At 49.6% G+C, this 20,993-nt stretch carries 13 protein-coding genes and 1 CRISPR repeat array (1 of these 14 only partly in view); of the genes, 1 reads left to right on the forward strand and 12 read right to left on the reverse strand.

The window, feature by feature from the left end; genetic code table 11:
* Nucleotides 1-4,395: direct repeats of the CRISPR family, unit length 32 nt; unit sequence GTTTCAATCCACGCGCTCGCGAAGAGCGCGAC; it begins 338 nt to the left of the window's first position.
* Nucleotides 4,396-4,571: 176 nt separating this feature from the next.
* From cas2 to CJA_RS11875, 12 genes are all read right to left on the reverse strand, one after another.
* Nucleotides 4,572-4,865 carry a CRISPR-associated endonuclease Cas2 gene (gene cas2 / locus CJA_RS19085; protein ID WP_012488048.1) on the reverse strand — a complete coding sequence of 98 codons (294 nt, stop codon included), beginning with the start codon at nucleotides 4,863-4,865 and terminating at the stop codon, nucleotides 4,572-4,574.
* 8 nt (nucleotides 4,866-4,873) lie between these two features.
* Complete coding sequence (cas1c, locus tag CJA_RS11825) at nucleotides 4,874-5,890, reverse strand: type I-C CRISPR-associated endonuclease Cas1c (protein WP_012488049.1); 1,017 nt, start codon at nucleotides 5,888-5,890, stop codon at nucleotides 4,874-4,876.
* A complete protein-coding gene (cas4, locus tag CJA_RS11830) occupies nucleotides 5,887-6,516 on the reverse strand; it encodes a CRISPR-associated protein Cas4 (RefSeq protein WP_083766860.1) in 630 nt (209 codons plus the stop codon). The genes cas1c and cas4 overlap by 4 nt, the downstream gene beginning before the upstream one ends.
* A complete protein-coding gene (gene cas7c / locus CJA_RS11835) occupies nucleotides 6,506-7,339 on the reverse strand; it encodes a type I-C CRISPR-associated protein Cas7/Csd2 (protein ID WP_012488051.1) in 834 nt (277 codons plus the stop codon). Before cas7c ends, cas4 begins: the two co-directional genes overlap by 11 nt.
* On the reverse strand, nucleotides 7,336-9,363 hold the full coding sequence (gene cas8c, locus CJA_RS11840; RefSeq protein WP_012488052.1) for a type I-C CRISPR-associated protein Cas8c/Csd1: 2,028 nt from the start codon (nucleotides 9,361-9,363) through the stop codon (nucleotides 7,336-7,338). Before cas8c ends, cas7c begins: the two co-directional genes overlap by 4 nt.
* On the reverse strand, nucleotides 9,360-10,064 hold the full coding sequence (gene cas5c, locus CJA_RS11845) for a type I-C CRISPR-associated protein Cas5c (protein WP_012488053.1): 705 nt from the start codon (nucleotides 10,062-10,064) through the stop codon (nucleotides 9,360-9,362). Before cas5c ends, cas8c begins: the two co-directional genes overlap by 4 nt.
* 8 nt (nucleotides 10,065-10,072) lie before the next feature.
* Nucleotides 10,073-12,526 (reverse strand): CRISPR-associated helicase/endonuclease Cas3, encoded by a 2,454-nt coding sequence (locus CJA_RS11850; protein ID WP_012488054.1) that lies wholly within the window; start codon nucleotides 12,524-12,526, stop codon nucleotides 10,073-10,075.
* A 206-nt stretch (nucleotides 12,527-12,732) separates the two neighbouring features.
* Nucleotides 12,733-13,569, reverse strand: a complete 837-nt coding sequence (locus CJA_RS11855) for a BrxR family helix-turn-helix transcriptional regulator (RefSeq protein WP_012488055.1) — start codon at nucleotides 13,567-13,569, stop codon at nucleotides 12,733-12,735.
* A gap of 97 nt (nucleotides 13,570-13,666) precedes the next feature.
* The gene (locus CJA_RS11860; protein ID WP_148208861.1) at nucleotides 13,667-14,167 is read right to left on the reverse strand and encodes a TonB-dependent receptor; all 501 of its coding nucleotides are present in this window, start codon (nucleotides 14,165-14,167) and stop codon (nucleotides 13,667-13,669) included.
* Nucleotides 14,100-16,562 (reverse strand): two-component system response regulator, encoded by a 2,463-nt coding sequence (locus CJA_RS11865; protein WP_238526762.1) that lies wholly within the window; start codon nucleotides 16,560-16,562, stop codon nucleotides 14,100-14,102. The genes CJA_RS11860 and CJA_RS11865 overlap by 68 nt, the downstream gene beginning before the upstream one ends.
* On the reverse strand, nucleotides 16,559-19,300 hold the full coding sequence (locus CJA_RS11870; RefSeq protein WP_238526763.1) for a response regulator: 2,742 nt from the start codon (nucleotides 19,298-19,300) through the stop codon (nucleotides 16,559-16,561). The genes CJA_RS11865 and CJA_RS11870 overlap by 4 nt, the downstream gene beginning before the upstream one ends.
* A gap of 1 nt (nucleotide 19,301) precedes the next feature.
* On the reverse strand, nucleotides 19,302-19,868 hold the full coding sequence (locus CJA_RS11875) for a YfiR family protein (RefSeq protein WP_041551484.1): 567 nt from the start codon (nucleotides 19,866-19,868) through the stop codon (nucleotides 19,302-19,304).
* Between the two features lie 253 nt (nucleotides 19,869-20,121).
* Between CJA_RS11875 and CJA_RS11880 the strand changes: the two genes are divergently transcribed.
* Nucleotides 20,122-20,973, forward strand: coding sequence for a 6-carboxytetrahydropterin synthase (locus CJA_RS11880; protein ID WP_012488060.1), 852 nt, complete (start codon nucleotides 20,122-20,124; stop codon nucleotides 20,971-20,973).
* Nucleotides 20,974-20,993: the final 20 nt, after the last annotated feature.

Consider the following 20,993-nt stretch of genomic DNA (forward strand, 5'->3'; position numbering starts at 1 on the left):
ATCCACGCGCTCGCGAAGAGCGCGACCGGCGCTGGTAGTCGTACAGGGGCAATGCTGGCTGTTTCAATCCACGCGCTCGCGAAGAGCGCGACGCATAACCAGCTGCCAACCTTTGAGGTGTTATATGTTTCAATCCACGCGCTCGCGAAGAGCGCGACGCACCCGCTCGGCATCGGTACCAACAATTGTTGAGTTTCAATCCACGCGCTCGCGAAGAGCGCGACCACCTGTGGTGGGCTAGATGCGACTGCGGGAACGAGTTTCAATCCACGCGCTCGCGAAGAGCGCGACGTCCGCGAGGATCTGCGCTGTACGGGTGTAGTTCTCGTTTCAATCCACGCGCTCGCGAAGAGCGCGACTTTTAGACTGCAACGCAAAACAAATTTGCGTGGAGTTTCAATCCACGCGCTCGCGAAGAGCGCGACCCGCCAAGCAATCCACGTTTGTCACCGAATATCTGTTTCAATCCACGCGCTCGCGAAGAGCGCGACGGACAACATCCGGTGCTTTCAGCTTTCATCCACAGGTTTCAATCCACGCGCTCGCGAAGAGCGCGACTTCTTGATGCTTTACCAGGGCCACTTTGCTCCCTGTTTCAATCCACGCGCTCGCGAAGAGCGCGACCATTAAATTCAGGGCAGAGAGCAACACCACCTATGTTTCAATCCACGCGCTCGCGAAGAGCGCGACTCGATCAATAGATAGGTTAACATCTCGCCGAGTCGTTTCAATCCACGCGCTCGCGAAGAGCGCGACCGCTGCGCTTTTTTGCCCTCGGCAAAATTAGCCGGTTTCAATCCACGCGCTCGCGAAGAGCGCGACCCCTTGGCGCGCTTTATAGACTACTCGACCTGTAGGTTTCAATCCACGCGCTCGCGAAGAGCGCGACAACCGTATCACTGTCGGGTAGTCGTTTTTATTACGTTTCAATCCACGCGCTCGCGAAGAGCGCGACCAATCATGGCGGCTGCCAATAATCAATTAACGCCTGTTTCAATCCACGCGCTCGCGAAGAGCGCGACGGTATCAAGCCGCTGGCAAATGCTGCAAAAGCTGTGTTTCAATCCACGCGCTCGCGAAGAGCGCGACTATCCAATTTCGATTTACTCCGACCCATACATGAAGTTTCAATCCACGCGCTCGCGAAGAGCGCGACTTCGGGTTAATACCGCACCGACAGATATACCGGTGTTTCAATCCACGCGCTCGCGAAGAGCGCGACGCGCTTTAATGATTCTACGCGTGACTGATATGCAGTTTCAATCCACGCGCTCGCGAAGAGCGCGACTGCGCTACCCAGGTGAGCCGTCTGCACTCACCTGGTTTCAATCCACGCGCTCGCGAAGAGCGCGACTTATAATCCGCCGTGCCTGTCTCCAGGTAGACCGTTTCAATCCACGCGCTCGCGAAGAGCGCGACACTTTAGCGATGGCAACCAGAACATCAACAACAAGTTTCAATCCACGCGCTCGCGAAGAGCGCGACGGCAATTCCTCTACATGATCGATGACGTACCTCCTGTTTCAATCCACGCGCTCGCGAAGAGCGCGACTTGTGCGCGTTTACGCTCAGCGGCAGACATGGCAGTTTCAATCCACGCGCTCGCGAAGAGCGCGACCAAAAGTGTTTAAGGGGTAGGGTATGTTTATTCTGTTTCAATCCACGCGCTCGCGAAGAGCGCGACATCTGTTCGCGGCTATCGATCTGGCCAATCCCTGGTTTCAATCCACGCGCTCGCGAAGAGCGCGACGTGTGGTGGCCGTTGGCCTGGTGGCGTGGGCATTGTTTCAATCCACGCGCTCGCGAAGAGCGCGACCACATTAACCAGAGAAAACTTGGTGATGTCACAGGGTTTCAATCCACGCGCTCGCGAAGAGCGCGACGTTCAGCGTGTATTGATTCCTGCACTGCAAGCGGGTTTCAATCCACGCGCTCGCGAAGAGCGCGACACATGTACCCAAAGAGGCTACCTATTTGCTGGATGTTTCAATCCACGCGCTCGCGAAGAGCGCGACGCGTATCCATAACACGGCCACTGGGCACAAGAATGTTTCAATCCACGCGCTCGCGAAGAGCGCGACCCGGCTGGATGACATTACGCATTTGATTCATGGTGTTTCAATCCACGCGCTCGCGAAGAGCGCGACATTTATGCGCGTATGGTGTGGGGGCTCGACAAGTGTTTCAATCCACGCGCTCGCGAAGAGCGCGACTGGTGTTCAGGGATTCGCAGCTAAAGAGAGGCAAGTTTCAATCCACGCGCTCGCGAAGAGCGCGACTTTCTTATCCCTTGGTGTCAATTTCAATATTAATGTTTCAATCCACGCGCTCGCGAAGAGCGCGACTTACAAGCGGATCTTTGTTGTTGTTGAAATACAGTTTCAATCCACGCGCTCGCGAAGAGCGCGACCTGGTAGAGACTGCAGCCGCAGAAACCCTGTGCGGTTTCAATCCACGCGCTCGCGAAGAGCGCGACCAGGTGTCGGGCTCAGAGGGTGATATAGGGTCACTGTTTCAATCCACGCGCTCGCGAAGAGCGCGACCAAGGGGATCGATATTAGTGTTACCGATGCAGTGTTTCAATCCACGCGCTCGCGAAGAGCGCGACCCACCAAGATCGCTTAAAGATTTTTTGGCGTTAGTTTCAATCCACGCGCTCGCGAAGAGCGCGACCTTTAGGTTTGCCCTAACTCCAAGCCTTTCTGAGTTTCAATCCACGCGCTCGCGAAGAGCGCGACTTCGCCCGCTTCGGTCGCTTTGCCGATAATCGCATGTTTCAATCCACGCGCTCGCGAAGAGCGCGACTCGGAATGCTTGGTATTGCTGCGGTCGCAGAACTTGTTTCAATCCACGCGCTCGCGAAGAGCGCGACACGGCTTCAGCTATTGACTCGTCACCGGTGCGGCTGTTTCAATCCACGCGCTCGCGAAGAGCGCGACCTGAAACATACCTTCGCGCCAAGCAAATGCTTTTGTTTCAATCCACGCGCTCGCGAAGAGCGCGACCAGATCGGACGCGCTACCACTTCTTGTGCACGATGTTTCAATCCACGCGCTCGCGAAGAGCGCGACCTTCCGTGTTACCTGTCTGGTTGTAGTACCCGCTGTTTCAATCCACGCGCTCGCGAAGAGCGCGACAGGAGCTCTTGCCACAGTTGCACACCGGTGGCTTGTTTCAATCCACGCGCTCGCGAAGAGCGCGACTTCTCTTGAAGTTAAAGACGCTGCTACAGATGCAGTTTCAATCCACGCGCTCGCGAAGAGCGCGACCGAACAATGCGATACTTGTTGTTCTGTTAACATTGTTTCAATCCACGCGCTCGCGAAGAGCGCGACTAAGGCAAACAGCAGAAATTGATGGCCATAGTATTGTTTCAATCCACGCGCTCGCGAAGAGCGCGACACTATCTTGGGCGTGAAGTTGGTCGTCCTGACCTTGTTTCAATCCACGCGCTCGCGAAGAGCGCGACTAAATCCGTTAATAGAGCTCTTCTGATGGATAAAGTTTCAATCCACGCGCTCGCGAAGAGCGCGACGCGCGGCATTGCAAGGTAGAACTTTTACGATAGCAGTTTCAATCCACGCGCTCGCGAAGAGCGCGACTTTCCCAGGTGGTTAATGTCCGTACTTCAGTTTTTGTTTCAATCCACGCGCTCGCGAAGAGCGCGACCCCGCTTTACTGTATAGCCAAATACCAAGAGCGCGTTTCAATCCACGCGCTCGCGAAGAGCGCGACTGGATGAATAGTTACCATCGTACCGCCAGGCGTTGTTTCAATCCACGCGCTCGCGAAGAGCGCGACCCACCACCATCTGTTCCTGCCTTGTCCCAATAACGTTTCAATCCACGCGCTCGCGAAGAGCGCGACCCGAGATTATCAGCGCACATGCTGAGGCCAGTCTGTTTCAATCCACGCGCTCGCGAAGAGCGCGACCATTGACTCTGCGTAGCAGTGATCGCATCCAGGGGTTTCAATCCACGCGCTCGCGAAGAGCGCGACTACCAGCGTGTGAGTGGGGCGAACGATATAGCCGAGTTTCAATCCACGCGCTCGCGAAGAGCGCGACACAAACGGGGCTTTGACATACAAAAAACTTGCTGTTTCAATCCACGCGCTCGCGAAGAGCGCGACTTGTAGGGCCATCGGCTGTTGGCCCGGCTGGCAGTTTCAATCCACGCGCTCGCGAAGAGCGCGACCTTCCGCTGCGCGAATAATCAATTCAAATTGGCTGTTTCAATCCACGCGCTCGCGAAGAGCGCGACGTGCTACGAAGACAACCCTCACGATGCTCTTGAGGTTTCAATCCACGCGCTCGCGAAGAGCGCGACTTTCATGTCCGAATTATCAAAAACTTTCTGCGACAGTTTCAATCCACGCGCTCGCGAAGAGCGCGACTGCATTAAGGTAACCTATTGGTAAATAAAAAGAAAACTGAAAAATTCCGCTAACCAGGGATATATTTTCTGATTGGATTAAATCAAATCAGATTGAATTAAATTTATATTTGTAAATCAACAAGTTAAGAGTCCGCTAATCTACTGGGAAAATTGTGAGAACCATAGATTAGCGGACTAAAGAATAAGAGGGGTGCGGAGAGGGTCTTGTACAAATTTCGTACCAATATGTTCTATCTTTTGATGTCCCTTTTTTCCTAGGAAATAAAACCGTAGACTATCTTCGTTAGGGTCAAAAGTTTCCACAAGACTATTTTTTAAGTTGACGAACTGAGCTGGATCAACTTCGCATTCAAAAACAGAATTCTGAACCCTAACACCGTAATCCAGGCATGTTTTCGCAATATTACGCAGGCGGCGACTACCTCCTGGAGAGGTTACACTCACATCGTAGGTTATTAATACCAGCACAATCCCTCCTATTTTACGAGGTATGGAGTATAAAACTCTGTGTCACCACGAAGATGACGCGCCAAAAGCATTGCTTGACAATGAGGCAACAACCCTACAGGCACTAACTCTTCAAGATAAGGATGTGTTACCTCTGATTGCTTGCGTTCCTGGTAGGCAACCAGTAATGCTTTTCTTGCATCATCCCTTAGCCGCACTGCTCCACTGGACTCTGTTATAAAGTCACTTAATTGAACCTGTCGACGGTTGATTAGTGTTAATACAAAACGATCAGCCCAAGAAGAGCGAAATTCTTCTAACAGATCCAAGGCTAAACTGGCACGGCCGGGCCTATCTCTATGCAAAAAACCCACGTAAGGATCTAACCCAACACCTTGCAGTGCCGAAATACATTCCTGAGTAACCAGTGAATAAACAAAAGACAATAATGCATTAACGGGATCAGTAGGTGGACGACGAATCCTGCCACCAAAAAGAAATCCTGATCCACGAAGTAATTCATTAAACACGGCAAAATAAGTAGCTGCCGCCTCACCCTCTATTCCCATACACTCTTCTGTTGAACACGCCTGTTTCACATTGCGTAAACTGATAGCCAATCGATCAATGGCTTGGGCTAATAAGGGATTTTCACCGTGGTTACGAATTTCACGCTGTAGCACAGAACGACCATTAGCTACCTTGGCAGCTACCATTAAGCGGGCTATACCAACAGACTTCTCCGGATTATCAGCCCATCGATATTGCGTACGCCTGAGTAATACATTACCTGTTTGTTTGCCCTGAACACGGGCAAGAAATCGACCATACTCAGTATAGAAAGCCAGGCCAATACCCTGCTCTGCACAATAACCCATTAAAAAAGGCGATACAGAAACCCGACCAAAACACAATATATTGCCAACACTTAGGGACGGGAATTGGCCTAATTTATCATCCCCCTGTTTAACAACTATAGTCTCTCGCTCCTTGTGTAGATAAGACTCCTGTCGAGTGATATAGAGTGTATTGAGCATTTTCTTCATTCTGAGAAAATCCCATTAACATAAGACGATGATTTATCGCGACGAAACTTGTCTGGTTCACATAAATCAATTAAAGAACATCCCTTACAGCGTTTTTTGTCATCAATCGGTAAGGGTGTAACACCTGTAGATAATAATATCTGGACACTCTTAATTGCGGCCAAGGTGACATCTCTTAACGATTCATCAATCGACACTATTTCCCGACGACGAACCTCCCAGTACCATATTGCACCTTCCAATACCTGAATATTACGCATTTCCTCTAAACATAGCGCCTGGGCACACAACTGAATACGATCCCAATCTTCAACTTTTGGCTTGCCGCGCTTGTACTCAACCGGCTTTTGCTCGCCTGTCACCAAGTCAATTTCCACTAAATCCAACTTTCCTGTCAGCCATAATTGCTCAGCACTTACCGACACGCCACGCTCATAACGAATTCCTTTACGTGTTTCCGGCACACCACTATCCACACGCTGATGCAAAATCTGCCCTTCAGCAGTGTGATAATTTTCTGCCCATACTTGTTCGTTATGAATTAACGCACACTGCCTGGGGCAGTATGCGTAGTGTTGGAGGGCGGAGAGTGGGACTTGGCGGGAGTCGTCCAATTTAAAATCCATCAATTATTTCAGGCTTAAGACCATCAAGATCAGCAAGAAAAAAACTTCCATCAGGATTAACGGTCAATGAACGATGCACTTTCGCCGATGAGTGCTGGCCCGATTTGGAATCATGTTTCCACCAAATCACCTTCTCCACCGCCATAGAACCTTCTGGTCTCGCAGAAGATGCATCACCTTCAAATAACTTTGGTAGTATGGCTTTTATGGTTTCAGCATCCGCATCATTAAAACCGGTTTTTTCTGCCAACTGCGGCGACATTGCACCATAAGCAACGTAAATAGCACTATCAACCCTGTGTTTCATACCCATGGTATCGGAGCTTTTTTTGCTGCCATCACCATCACCACTAACACTCTTGGTAATTTGCGTACTGGTAATACTTATTGGTTCAATACTGAAAGCTGAATGAATACTCACTGGCCCACGAATAGGAATAGATACTCCATCCTTTTCTTCACTTTTAAAAGCAAATAGCTGACCAAAAGCACGAACATCGAACCAAGTTTCACAAGCTTTTTTTGCAGCGGCTTCTGGTTTTGTTTTTTTTGCGTTCAAAACATCTTTACCTAACACACCTTCAGCTCGAGCGCGAAGACTGGGGTATTCATCAGTTTTCTTCTCATCAGACTGGACAAAAATAGCCTCACCCGCGTCTTGTAAACGATCCCTTGTTTTACGTTTCAAACACACATCTGTAACTTCACCAAAACCATCATAATCTGTACGTGGCCGATTCCCATTCAACGGATCACCATTGGGATTTGCATTTTTCACGGAAAAAATAATGGCGAAATCAATTTTTTTGCTCAACGAACTCATTGTTGCTCTCCTTCATTAATGGTCAATTCTGTTTCTTCTGTGGACTTGGATATCCACATACCTTTTTCTAACTTATGTTCCCGTAACCATTTTCGCTGGCAATGAAACCCCAACAAGTATTCCCCACTTAATCGCTTTTCAGACGAAAAATCTGCCGGTATAAAAGCCGCAGAAATATCATCCAAAAGCTTGCTATAAGCTGACTCCAAAGGAGGTAACTTAGCCCTCAAGCGTTGTTGGTATGGAGCTAAAGCTTTGTGAATATTAAGCCAAGTTGATGCAGGCCGATCTGCAAAGCGCTGCATCAATCGGCTAGCATGAGTGCTACGACTCGGCTCACTTGCAACAACCATAGCCATCTCTTCAATTCGTTCGGCCACTGCCAATAGCCGCCCGAACAGGTAGTCCCGTCCGGTATATTGCATATCTAATGACATAACATATTCTCTCCTTTTTTTTGAATCGGGCTGGCGCTCCGGATGATGGAGACCGCGATACAACGCACAAGCAACACCAAGATTTCTCTCCCATTCCCAATGTTCGCTGTTGTTTCTGTTACTGGCTCGGCTGATAGCCAAGTTAACAATATCTATAGGTAAAGCTCTACCTTCCAAAATACAGGGCATAATCCTTTCATAAAGGCTCTTTTTAAGCTCTTCATTGCTTTTTACCACATCGCCATAAGCTGCCTGTAATATGTTCCATGGAGAAGGGGCGCTGACTGGCCAATACACCTTTGCTTTTTTCTTATTACCTAACTCGACCTCCGTACTAACACGTTGAGGCCAAGCAAGATGGCTGTGCCACTTCTCTATAGTTTGTACATAATCTTTAGCCATAAAATCGCGATAATAAATAATCGCCATACGTCCAGGAGTGGCAGAGTCCAATCCCATGATGACGATGCTTTCATGTTCCTTGAGGCTGGCGATACGCCCATCGAAATAACCCGCCATATACCGATTTAACGCTTTGGCAAAGTTTTGCCCAAGATCGCTCGTTATATCGGTTTCAGTAACCAAGATATCTTTTCCGCCATCAACAACCTCATCGAAATTATCTAGGTCAAGACTTGGCACTAATGGAGCAGGGATAGGTTTTCCTGATACTGCCCATGCAACTACAACTTGATCACCATTCTTGCTAGATTGATTAGCAATCAGCCAGCGCAATGTGTTGTGGGCTTTTTGAGTAATTTCAAAACCGACATTAGCAACCTGCTCTCCACCTATAAATCGACCACGAAAAGTAAAGCCGGATGTATCATTAGCTGATACCAGCTTTGCTTTATCACCTGTATGTCTGAGTTTTGCAGGATGATTTGACGCGGAGGGTTGTAATCGTCCAGACACATAACAAAGCTCATCCCCACCTGAATCCTCAGCATCAAAAGCTATCCACGACTGCTGTATTGAATTATCTTTCCAAGTATCAGGAAAAAGGTCGCCCGGAGTAATAACACTCCAGCAAACCATTGCATTACCTTGATCCAGCTCGCCTTTCTCCTTAGGTAAGGTTTTGAACAATAGGGGCAAAGGATTTTCATCACTTATATCGAACGGCCAAGAGGTTAAAAGCTTATTATTCTCACCCACATAGCAAACTTTAGCGCCTATCAGATCCTCAATCACTGTCTGCTTGCTGATGTAATTGCATACTGCTTGAACTTTTGGATGGCCAAACCGAGAATCACACCAATCTCTGATTTGAGACTGATACCCCTTAAAATAAGGACTTTTCTGTCCTCCAAATTTTTCATAGTCAGCTGCAACATATTGTAACTTGTCTGCTAAAGGATGTGGCGCTTCGCCACTACTTCTTCCTGCGGACCTTTCCGTAGCAGGCAAAATTATCTGTGTCTTTTCTAAAACTTTTGCACCAATAAAGTTTCCATCAAAATCTATTTGAATATTGATGTGGGCATTCTGCATAGTATGACTAGTCGGCATTAGCTGTTTTTCTTCCGGCAAATCCAGCGTCATAGCATTTTCATAGGTCTCGTAAAGCTTTGCCATCCAGCTCATAACGACTCCTCCTCTGCATCTATACCCAAAAAATTATCCCCCACGGCAAATTCTTTGGCCTTCATCTCACGAATAAAACGGCGCGTTTCGCAATCCTCTGGCCTTGGGAACTCTAAAACACCATGTTTCATGGTTGCATGCCAAAAACGGCTGTGAAATTCATCTTTTCCCGTTTCATCCGGATAATCGAAGCCGTGAAACATCAAACCAAAGGACAACTCATCTATAGCATCGTAGGCACCTGTACCCTCTCCAAATTCGCAAGGTGCTACATAGCCCTGACAATCCCTCACACCGAGGAAAATATCTTGCCTTCCCCCCTTTTCGAGCATGCGATTGGCAATGGCAAAATGCTTTCCGTCAATTCGATCCGCTGCCAATTCACTACGGTATTCGTTCCATTCAAAATGTGCCTCAACCTGATACTCTACTTCATGAAGAAAGGTATAAATCGCCAGGCTATTTCCGCCGCCCCAAACCAGAGGCTTAGTACCTTTGGTTTGAGTACGGATAGGCTTAATTACCCGAATCCGATCTACATACCAAATAATGGACGGCTTCCAGTAAATTGATTTAAGGATACCCTTGATCGCTTCATAGGTAGGAATATGGTAAGAGCATTTTTCCCCACCGATTTTTGTAATGGGATCAGTAAATAAAGCATAACGCCCCCAAAGCCTAAAACTGATACTGTTCTTCATGTTGTCCTCTATAAAATCTGAGCTGTCATTCTACCGACGCGCTCGGTCCCAAGACCAAAACTTTCGTTGTAATACTCTTCATCTAAGTAGTAAATACCATGTTCCGCTTGAATTTCATGTACGGCATTCTCCTTAATTAATTTATCCCATATATTGGGAAAAACATTAACACTGTATTTTTGCGCTTGTCGTAACAACTGATAGTAACGACGAGCGTTAAATTCCTTCGCTACAGAACAAAGCTCATTTACCAAATTACGCCCCTTCTTACCATACTGAACAATAACCGCTTGGGTTGGAGCATCAATAGCTTTGAATTGCCTTCCAGCCTCCATGAAGGCCTGACGTAAAAGCGTAACTTTATTTTCACGATTAGAAAAATTTTCATTACATCCGATACGAGAACTCAACAAGTTGAGTAAGCTATCATTCCTGTGTTGTTTTCCTACCAATAGATAGCTCATATCATCAGCTCGATCAAAAAAGTAATAGCGAAAATACTGCTTGATCGCAGCTGGTGACAGCATGTCTTCGTACTCCTCAGAAAGAACCCGTTCTGCTTTATCTTTACCAACATCAATGTCCTTTAGCATTCCTGTACTTTCACGATCTGGATTTATGACAAAGACCTGCCCTTTGATCAAATTCCCATGCTCGTCCTTCAACGTTCCATTCCTATTACAACGCCCCGCAGCCTGGGCGATAGAGTCCAAGCCAGCCAAAAAACGTATGACAGAGGAAAAATCCACATCAACGCCAGCCTCAATCAACTGTGTTGATAAGCAAAGCACGGGCTTTCTATGCTTTAGACGCTTTTTTATTAGGTATAGAAGAATTTTACGGTGGCGTGGACATTGATTGGTACTGAGATGAAAAATTTCAGAATCATTCACACATTCGGCACAACGCAGATATAATTCCTGCGCCCAGGCCTTAGTGTTAACAATTACCAAACAACTCCCGTGTTTCTGGAACTGCTCTAACGCTAGCGCCGATATTTCCGGGGCACTCCAACCACCAGGCTTTATCTGGTTATAAATATCCACCCGCCGGAGATCGACAAAATGTCGATTAAAATCCCCAGCCAACTCATTCCCTTCGGAAACTATTAATTGCCCCTTCTCCGGGCATTTCAACTCATTCAATAGGGGCTGAGTCGCTGTACAAAGTACAGCAGTAGTATTGCAACCCTGTACGAGAAAATTCATAACATTACAGAAAATATGCACGCAATTAATCGGTAATGTTTGAATTTCATCAAAAACAAGTACGCTATTAGCTAATTGATGTAAGCGTCTTACGCCCTTGGTTCCACCACTGAACAAAGTTTCCAGCAACTGCACCATTGTAGTTAGGACAATAGGTGCATCCCAGTTTTCCGAAACCAGTTTGCTCTGCCAGGTTTGCTGTTCCGGTTCCAAATTCGAATGATGCTCTAATACCCAAGGTCTAGTATCGCTTTTATGCTCTACTATCTCACGTATCACCTTAGCATTTTGCTCAATGATGGAAGTATAAGGAATAATATAGATAATACGCTCCAAGCCGTGATGCCGAGCATGATGCAATGCGTAACGTAAGCTGGCATAAGTTTTACCACCTCCTGTTGGTACAGTTAGCGTATAAAGCCCTTGAGATTTATATGCGTTGTTCTTGCAGTTATTAGAAATTTCTCGGCGCAACTCATCTACATAATTACGCACTGATAGTCTCGAAAGATGATTTTCCAGGCGATCAATAGCAACTTTCCAATTAATTGACCCTGACCTTTCCAGGCGTTCTTTTAATCTGATAGGGTCTTCAAATTCAGCGCTGTTGAGTCGATCCGCATCAATCAAACAGCTAAACAGGAAACGGGTAAAAAAACCTAAATTGAAGAAATCAATTGTCGATGGATTGGTAAAATCAACAAACCTGCGAAGTTGATTGAATAGTTTTTTCACCTGATCTACACTAGCAAGTTGATCCAGCTTTTCAAGAATTTCCTTATCTGCTGTTCGCTGACATTCGTCAAGATGTACTTTCTCATCAGGCTTACTCATTCGATTAGAAAATACAGGCTTATCATCAACACCTATACAGTCGATTAAACCGCTGTGGTGAGAAGCAATACATAGAGCCAAAATTTGACCACATAACTCTCCCTGCCCAGAATTACCGAAGCGTTTTAGCCGTTGCCAAACCAGCTGAGCCCCAGCCGTGGAGTGATCGACCTTCCCTTTCATGCCTTTAGCATCGACGTAGTCATCTTCATCAGGATTAATCTCACCCGTAGCTGACTTAATGTAGAGTTGAAATTCTTGGCTGTACTTACCAAAGTCATGCAGCAACCCAATCAGCCGTCCAGCTGATTCCGCATCTATCTTTTTGGCAAATGTGGCAGCCAAATTGCTTACTTCCGATAAATGGGCGCTAAGCTCTTGAATCTCACCATCTTTTTTTCTTTTATGCGCAATAAACATTTCTATTAGCCCAATATATTGCTTTTGTGTTTACTTACTCAGATCGTTTAGCGGACAAGTCTTAAGTCATTGATTTTTCATTAAAACCACTCCTCTTGCTACTCTACACCACAGCCGATAAATGATCTGATAGCAACTGCAAGATCGCAACCCTGACCAAAAACACAGGTAAACAAACTTGATAGATTTTTGGCAATTACAGGTTATTACCCCTCAAACAACCACTCCTTTATGTCAACCAGGTTGACACATATCAACTGCTGGGCCTCGGGGGTACCGTCGAGCACCTTGGTGTTGACCTGCAATTCGCGCAGCAGGTATTGCACCAGGCAACCGCGGGTTGTGATGGCGAGTTGGCCGTTTACCATTTGGTAGTCGTTTTCGAGGATTGCGCGTTTTTCAGGATTGAGGCGTGGGTCTGGCTGTAGTAGTACGGTGACTTGCGTATTCCAGGCCGTGTCACCGTTAGCGAGGAAAGTGGCTTTATCCAGCAATTCCGGCGTGCCGCGAAAACTGCTGAGTACAAAATCGCGATAAGCACGGCTTTTTTCGCACCAGGCACGCAGGTGCCAACGCAAACCTGTGCGTACAAAACAGTGTGGGGAGAGAATACGTCCGATGGAGTCGGGGCTGCTGAGCGAGGCATACTCGACATCAATACGGCGCTGTTGGCGTACAGCGATTACCAGACCACGCATGATATCCGGTGAAACCTGTCGCACCGGTATTTCCAGTGCGGCAGTGTAAGGTGAAACGGTGGCGGCATGTTCAGGCCAATGCCCGGTGTGCAGCCAATTCAGGTAGGCGTCTGCATCGGCGCTAATATAATGACGTTTGAAACCGGGAGAAGGTTTGTAGTTTTTGTGTGAGTTGTCATACACCAGGTTGTCGGGGAATAGTTGTTTGTAACTATTTATATAGGCGCTGCACTGTTGTCGGCTGAGGTTGAATTGCCGCTCCAGGTCTTTGGCGTTGATGCGTCCCTCCCAATAGACCAGGAGCTCTATAAAGGCATGACGCTGATGTGCTGTGGCTTTTCCCATGCGAGCCTCTCTTATTATTAAGGTGAGACTCAATAATAGCGTCTGGCTGCGCTTGATCAAGTCAAACGGCTTTCGCCAGACAGTTGAGAGGGATAAATCAGTTGAAATCCCAATTCACACCCACACTGATTTCCCTACCGCGATTGGGTACGCCGCCGACCAGGCCTGCGCCCTGTGGTGGTGAGGCATAGTCCTTATCCAGTGCATTTTTGGCCGCGAGAATGATGGTCGTGCTTGAGCCAAGTTGATAACCCAACTGGGTGTTGATGTACCAATAAGAATCCAGGGTCGCAAGTTGGTTGGTGGTGAGCAGGTATTGGCGTTCGCTGTGATAGGCCGCCGAGAGACTCCAGTTCCATTGACTGCGGTTGTAATTGAGGCCCAGCGAGCCCATGGTATCGGCTTCGCGAAAAAATGTGTCGGGCATGTCTTTAAAGTGGGTGTAATGGGCTTGCGCTAACCATTGCGGGTTTATTTGCCAGGCGAGTTTCATCCCAGCACCAATATGGGATTGATCTGCACCGTTTTCATTATCCAGGTTGGCATTGGTCACTAACACCGGGCGTCGATTGTGTTTGCTGTTGGTACCACTGGTCAAAGATCACCGGTGGCATGGGGCGCGCAAAAAAATAACCTTGCATTAAACGGCAGCCGCGCGCCTGTAACACATCAAATTCTGCGCGGGTTTCCACACCTTCGGCGATGGTCTCCTTACCCAGTGCCTGGGCCAGGGCGATGATAGATTCCACAATAGCAAGGGACTCGGGTTCTTGAAGCATTTCACGGACAAAGGATTGATCGATTTTGAGTACATTGATGGGGAGATGGCGCAAATAATTCAGGCTTGAAAAACCGGTGCCAAAATCATCGATGGCAATACGGAACCCCAGTTCGCGCAATCCTTTCAGGGTTTGGATAGCCGACTGTACATCCTGCATAAGCATGGTTTCGGTCAGTTCAAGTTCGATGGCATCAGGCACTAACTGCGCTTCCTGGAGGATATGTTTAACACGATCGAGAAAATCACCCTGGCGAAATTGCAAGGCTGAAATGTTGACGCTCACCACCAGATGGTTATGCCCCTGACGGCGCCATTCGGCAAGCTGTTTCACCGCTTGTACTAATACCCAGTCACCCAGGCCGACAATCAGGCCGGTTTCCTCAGCCAATGGAATAAATTCGGCGGGCGATATCAAGCCCCGCTCGCGGTGACGCCAGCGAATAAGTGCCTCCAGCCCCCAGAGTTGACCGCTGCTGCCGATAATCTGCGGCTGGTAATGCAGTTCAAAATCACCGGCATCTATGGCGCTGCGTAAATCGCTTTCGAGTTTGAGGCGATCCAGGGTTTTGGCGTTGAGTGTCGGCGTGTAGAACTGGTAGTTGTTGCGCCCTTTTTCCTTGGCAAGGTACATGGCTGCATCGGCATTCTTGATCAGGGTATTGGGGTCTTCACCATCATCCGGATAAACCGCAATACCGATACTGGGCGTTATGTGCAGGCTAATGCCATCTACCGTGTAAGGTAGCTGCAATTGCTCGCGCAATTTAATGGTGAGGTCGGCCAGGTTGCCCTCTGTCCTCACCCTGGGAAATAAAACCACAAACTCATCGCCCCCCAGGCGCGACACTGTATCGCCTGTGCGCACATTAGCGGTGAGGCGCTTGGCCGCTTCCTGCAGGATCTGGTCGCCAACGCCATGCCCCAGGGAGTCGTTCACGTTTTTAAAACGATCCAGGTCGATAAACAAAATACCCAGTTTCTCACCCTGGCGGCGCACCTGGGTGATTGCCATTTCCAGGCGATCATTGAGCAGGATACGGTTGGGCAAACCGGTGAGTGCATCGTGGTGGGCGAGGAATTCAATTTGTGCGCGCGAATTTTTGTGCTCGGTAATGTCGTTGAAGATAGCGATATAGTGTTCCGGTTCACCGCGTGAATTAGTGACCTGGGTGACCGAAAACCAGCTGGGGAATTCCTCACCGGATTTGCGCTGGTTAATCAACTCCCCCTGCCAGTGACCACGCTCTTTTAATAAGGACACCAGGTTGCGATAGAAACTGTAGGTTTGCAGCTTGGCTCCGACCTCCAGGGTATCTACACCCAATACATCTTGCTCGCGATAGCCCATGATAGTTTCATAGGCGCGATTGACAGAAATAATGCGAAAGTTAGCATCGGTTATCAGGATGGCTTCGTTGCTTGCTTCAAAAACCTTGGCCCAAAGCCGCAATTGATTTTCCTGCTGGCGGCGCTGGGTGATTTCGCGCACCACCAGAAGCACCTCCTGCCGGTCGCGCGGAACGATACGCGCCTCCCAGTGACGCACGCACATAGGATCGCGCGACCACTGGAACTCCAGCATCTGCATCCCCTTACCGCGCAGCGCTGCATCAATGCGTGTACCTATGAGCGCAGCGATGTCCGATGGCAGGTGATAGCTGCCATCTTCGGCGGAATGAAGCCACTCGCCCATATCGAAGACATAGGAACCAACCTGCATATCCAGTACCGCGCCTTCGCGGTGCAGGCGAATAATAATATCGGGCAGGTTGGATAGGAGTGCGCGGGTTTTACTTTCGCTCAAACTGAGATCGGCAAAGGCGCGGCTGGCACGCAATAAATATTGCAGGCGATAAGGTAAGGTGCCCCAGCTGACAGGCTTGGTAATAAAGTCTGTCGCACCCGATTCATAGGCTTTATTGATGGACTCCAGGTCATCCAGGCCGGTGACCATGGCAATGGGCAAGTCGTGACCGGGGTATTGCTGCAAGAGTTCGCGGCACAGGCTGAAACCATCGCCGTCCGGCAACAATACATCGAGCAAGACCAGATCGGGACGCTGCTTTTTAAATTGCAGGCGCGCGCCCTGGCAATCTCCCGCCGTGTCTACCTGGAAGCCTGCCTTCTCCAGGGTAGCTTGCATCATCAGGCGTGCTGCCTCTTCGTCATCGATAACCAGCACGCGTGTTATTTGTGGTTGCGTAGACTTCACGGTTTATATCCCTCTGCCTCAAAGTCAGATAAACGCACCAGTGCCAGCTCATACAACCGGCGAATGGTTTCCAGGCGCTCCCCTGCTCCACGTAAATCACCCTGGCGCCCCTGGGCCTCTAGCTGTCGGCAGTGATCGGCAAGCGCCACAATACCGAGGTTCGCTGCACTGTTTTTAAAACTGTGCGCGATTTTATACAGGCGATCGGTATCACTGTTGGAAAGTGCGTCTTCCATCGACACCAATAATTCAGGACTGGACGCGCGAAATAACTGGATCACACGCGGCAGGAGTCCATCGCGCAGGCTGTTTAATTGTTCCAGTACCTGAATATCCAACGCCAGGGGTGAAAAATCCAATGTTGTCGTTTGCGGATCAGTGACGTTACTGTTTTCAGTTAGAGGAGGCACAATTGAATCCTGTAAATAATGCTGGTCACGTGTCGGCAGCCAGCGCGCTAAAACGTCGTAAAGCTGCTCGGTGGAAAAGGGTTTGCTGAGGTAATCGCTCATGCCCCGTTCAAGGCAGCGCTCGCGATCGCCAACAATGGCATTGGCGGTGAGCGCGATAACAGGTAGCGGTGTGAGTCCCTGTTCCTGTTCGTAACGGCGCCAGCGGGCCGTCGCTTCGAAACCGTCCATGATCGGCATCTGACAATCCATTAATACCAGGTCAAAACTTTCTTCCTGCAAACGGGTAAAGGCCTCCTGGCCGTTGTGTGCCAGGCGGGCATTAATGCCCAGGGTTTGCAACATGGCACTGGCGACTTCCTGGTTAACGGGGTTGTCCTCTGCCAGTAATACCTTGCCATCAAGTTTTCCCGGAGAGGCCTGGCTGGTATTAGCAGCCTGCACCAGGTTGCGCACCTGCCTGGCAGACTCATCACCGGTCACCAATGCCAGTAATAAATTGTGCAACTCGGATTGCCGCACGGGTTTGAGCAAGGTAGGAATACGGGCATCGGCCAATCGATTGCCTGCCATACCCGCTGAACTGAGCACCACAATCGCCAGCTTATCGAAATGGGTATCGGCACGGATGGCATCAATCAATTGGCCGCCATCCATGCCCGGCATCATCCAATCCGTGAGCAATACATCCACCGGTGTCCCCTGAAGGCGCTGCTGGTGCAAAGCGCCTATAGCCTCGGGCGCGGAGCTTACCAGCAAGGGAGATATGCCCCAGGATTTAAGCCAGTATTCGAGGATTTCCCGATTGGCCTGGTTGTCATCCACCACCAACACACGCAATTCACTGAAACCTTCCATAACCTGTAAATTGCGCGTATCGGCCACCGCCGGTAACCGCAATTCAAAATAAAAATAACTGCCCTTACCCGGCTCTGACTCCAGGGCAATATGCCCACCCATTAACTCCACCAGGCATTGCGAAATTGCCAGGCCCAAGCCTGTACCACCGTAGCGGCGGGTCATGGACGAGTCAGCCTGGGTAAAAGCATTGAATAAGCGCTCGGCCTGTTCCACGCGAATGCCTATACCGGTATCGCGTACACCAAAATGCAGGTGCAACAGATTGTCTTCGCGCAGCAGCAGTTTGACTTCGAGGGTGACTTCACCCCGCTCGGTAAATTTGATGGCATTGCTCAGCAGGTTGGTGAGTACCTGGGCCAAGCGCGCAGCATCGCCTTCGGCAGACAGTGGCGGCAAAGGGGTATTGCACAGCAACTCCAAACCTTTGGCGTGCGCAATGGGTGCATAGCGCTCTGCCAGGTCCTCCACCAGTAGATTTAACTGGAACGGGTGTATTTCCAATTCCAGCTTGCCCGCTTCCACCTTGGAAAAATCAAGGATGTCATTGATGATCAGTAACAAGTCTTCGCCCGAGCGACGCGCGACACGGGCAAAGCGTTTTTGCTTGGGTGTGAGTTCCGTTTCCAGGAGCAAATTGGTCATGCCCAGGATGCCGTTCAGCGGTGTGCGGATTTCGTGGCTCATGACCGCCAGGAATTGGCTTTTGGCCTGACTGGCTGCCTCGGCACTTGCCGTTGCCTGGCGCCATTGCGCAGTGCGCTCTTCAACACGCAGCTCCAATTCGTCGTGCTGCTCGCGCAATTGTTGGTCCTGAGACTGCAGGCGATCAAGCATGGCGTTAAAGCGAATCGTTAAATGCGCCACCTCGTCATCACCGTCCAGGGATCTGGCGCGCAACTGGTAATTACCCTGGTTACCACTGCCAATTTGCTCGGCCAGCTCACTTAAATCCTGTAACGGCCTGGTAACCCGGTTAATCAGGTAGCGGGCCAGCGCCCCTGCCAGCGCTACCGCGACCAGTACAGTTAACAAGGTAAAGCCAATTTGTTGGTAAAGCTGGTGGCGCAGGTAACCTAGGTCGGCGTTTAATTCCAGGTGCCCAATTGTTTCCTGATCCCAGAGTACCGGTACCCGAATACGTTCATCCACGCTACTGCTGGCATTGGGGCCCTGGTATTTCGCCAGTAAAGTGCCATCGCTCAATTGCATGTGCGCTGACACTATCTGGGAAGCGGCACTCAAGGCATCCAGGGCATTGTGTGCCGCCTGGCGATCGCCAAACATGCCGGGTGCAGCCAAATTGTATGCCGTGGCCTGGGCGAGGATGTGCAATTGGTTAAGTGCCTGGTCGCAGGCCATGCGGTATTGCTGCCATACGCCGATAGATGCGGCAATCAACACAGCCAGCGAGCAAACCAGCATCGTCAGCAGGCCTATTTTGCGGGAGAGTGGCTTATTAATAGACATACTAACCATTGGCCCCCTTGTGATTCTTGGCCAACTTCAACAGTTGGCTGCTGACAGACACACCGGCATGGTTTATCGCTTGGGTATTGATCAAAAACTCAATCCGGCTTTCTGCATTGCGCTGCAGGATGATCGCGATGCGACCATCGCTTAACGGAGCCTCATCAGCCACCAAGACAACCCCGGGGGGCAACTCCTCAGGCAAAGGTATTTCCTCCCCGGTTAACGGCATATAAGCCAGATGGCAACCCGATAAAGTGCTGTTTACCTGGTTAACATCGTCCAGAAAAAACACCTGTATAGGGCGTGGATGCTGGCGGCGCGATATATCCTTCAATAGCTCGCGCAATTCATTCCGGGCCTGGAAGACGCAAAGATTGACGGGTGCACCATCAGACAAGGCAGGCCATTCAATAAATTTTAAGAAGTTATAAACGAAAGCAATACGCAGGCCGGTTTCGCTGGACCAGGCCGATACAGGTGCAAGCAGCCATCCCACGAACAACAGACGATACCCCAGATACCGCCCCACATGTGCGGGGCGCCAGCATCCAGACCACTCTGTCATACATTTCAGCAACTGTCCCACACATCATCCCTCTTGCGCGCCAGCAGCCGATTCTGGCTGACAGTAACCCATTGAGCATAGACCAGAATGCATTATCCGGTCGCGCAAACCATGGCCTATCACTGCTACCAACCTGCTCGCCTGGGGGAAGTTCCACGTCAATAAAGTGGAGTATCCAGGCACCAGGAAGCATCTGGTGGTATGATATGCAGCCTTTTTTCCCCCTTTCCGTCTGTTACTGTGGCCTCTGTTTATGCTGTTGTTTGTCGATAACCTCACCAACGTCGATTTCAGTTTCCTCGATCCCCAACGCGGCCTGCTGGGCGAAACCTGGCTGGCGAATGTACGCCTCCAGGGCGAGTTGGATGGCCAGGGCATGGTATGTGACTTTGGAACGGTTAAAAAAGTTATCCGCCACTGGTTGGACGCAGAGCTGGACCATCGCCTGGCGGTACCGGCGAAATCCTCGCAGATAGTCATTAAGGAAGAAGGTGACTTCCTGGATATTACCTTCCAGTTTGGCAGCCAGGGCGAGCAACTCCACACCCGTTCACCGCGCGATGCCATCGCCCTGGTCGATGCGGAAGTCTTGACAGCGGAAACCATCGCCGCCTGGTGCATCCGGCAATTGCAGTCCCACTTTCCCGAGAGCATCGATCGCCTGGAACTGGATTTCACCCATGAGCTTATCGAGGGAGCCTGGTACCACTACAGCCATGGATTGAAAAAACACCAGGGCAATTGCCAGCGCATCGCCCATGGGCATCGCTCGCGTATTGATATTTGGTGTGACGGTGAAAAGTCAGCAACGCTCGAGCGCCATTGGGCAGATTGCTGGCGCGATATTTATATAGGGACACGTGAAGACATAGTCTCAACAGCGGAATATAAAGGCACAGCCTATTACCATTTTGCCTATACCTCCGCCCAGGGCCCCTTTGAGCTGACCCTGCCGCAGCGCTGCTGTTATTTGATTGACACCGATTCCACTGTGGAATTTATTGCACAACATATTGCCCAGGAAAGCCGGGTTTTACAGCCACAGGCATCAATACGCGTCAAAGCCTATGAAGGTATCCACAAAGGTGCTATCGCCGAAGCCTGATTTTTTACAACGCATTTTTT

The sequence above is a fragment of the Cellvibrio japonicus Ueda107 genome (assembly GCF_000019225.1).
Taxonomy (GTDB): domain Bacteria; phylum Pseudomonadota; class Gammaproteobacteria; order Pseudomonadales; family Cellvibrionaceae; genus Cellvibrio; species Cellvibrio japonicus.

Excerpts from the sequence above, each read along its gene's own strand:
- cas8c (WP_012488052.1), bottom strand. The coding sequence starts at position 9,363 with ATGAGCTGGATGGCAAAGCTTTACGAGACCTATGAAAATGCTATGACG.
- cas5c (WP_012488053.1), bottom strand. The coding sequence starts at position 10,064 with ATGAAGAACAGTATCAGTTTTAGGCTTTGGGGGCGTTATGCTTTATTT.
- cas7c (WP_012488051.1), bottom strand. The coding sequence starts at position 7,339 with ATGAGTTCGTTGAGCAAAAAAATTGATTTCGCCATTATTTTTTCCGTG.
- CJA_RS11850 (WP_012488054.1), bottom strand. The coding sequence starts at position 12,526 with ATGTTTATTGCGCATAAAAGAAAAAAAGATGGTGAGATTCAAGAGCTT.
- cas4 (WP_083766860.1), bottom strand. The coding sequence starts at position 6,516 with ATGGATTTTAAATTGGACGACTCCCGCCAAGTCCCACTCTCCGCCCTC.
- CJA_RS11875 (WP_041551484.1), bottom strand. The coding sequence starts at position 19,868 with ATGACAGAGTGGTCTGGATGCTGGCGCCCCGCACATGTGGGGCGGTAT.
- CJA_RS11855 (WP_012488055.1), bottom strand. The coding sequence starts at position 13,569 with ATGGGAAAAGCCACAGCACATCAGCGTCATGCCTTTATAGAGCTCCTG.
- CJA_RS11870 (WP_238526763.1), bottom strand. The coding sequence starts at position 19,300 with ATGTCTATTAATAAGCCACTCTCCCGCAAAATAGGCCTGCTGACGATG.
- cas1c (WP_012488049.1), bottom strand. The coding sequence starts at position 5,890 with ATGAAGAAAATGCTCAATACACTCTATATCACTCGACAGGAGTCTTAT.
- CJA_RS11880 (WP_012488060.1), top strand. The coding sequence starts at position 20,122 with ATGCTGTTGTTTGTCGATAACCTCACCAACGTCGATTTCAGTTTCCTC.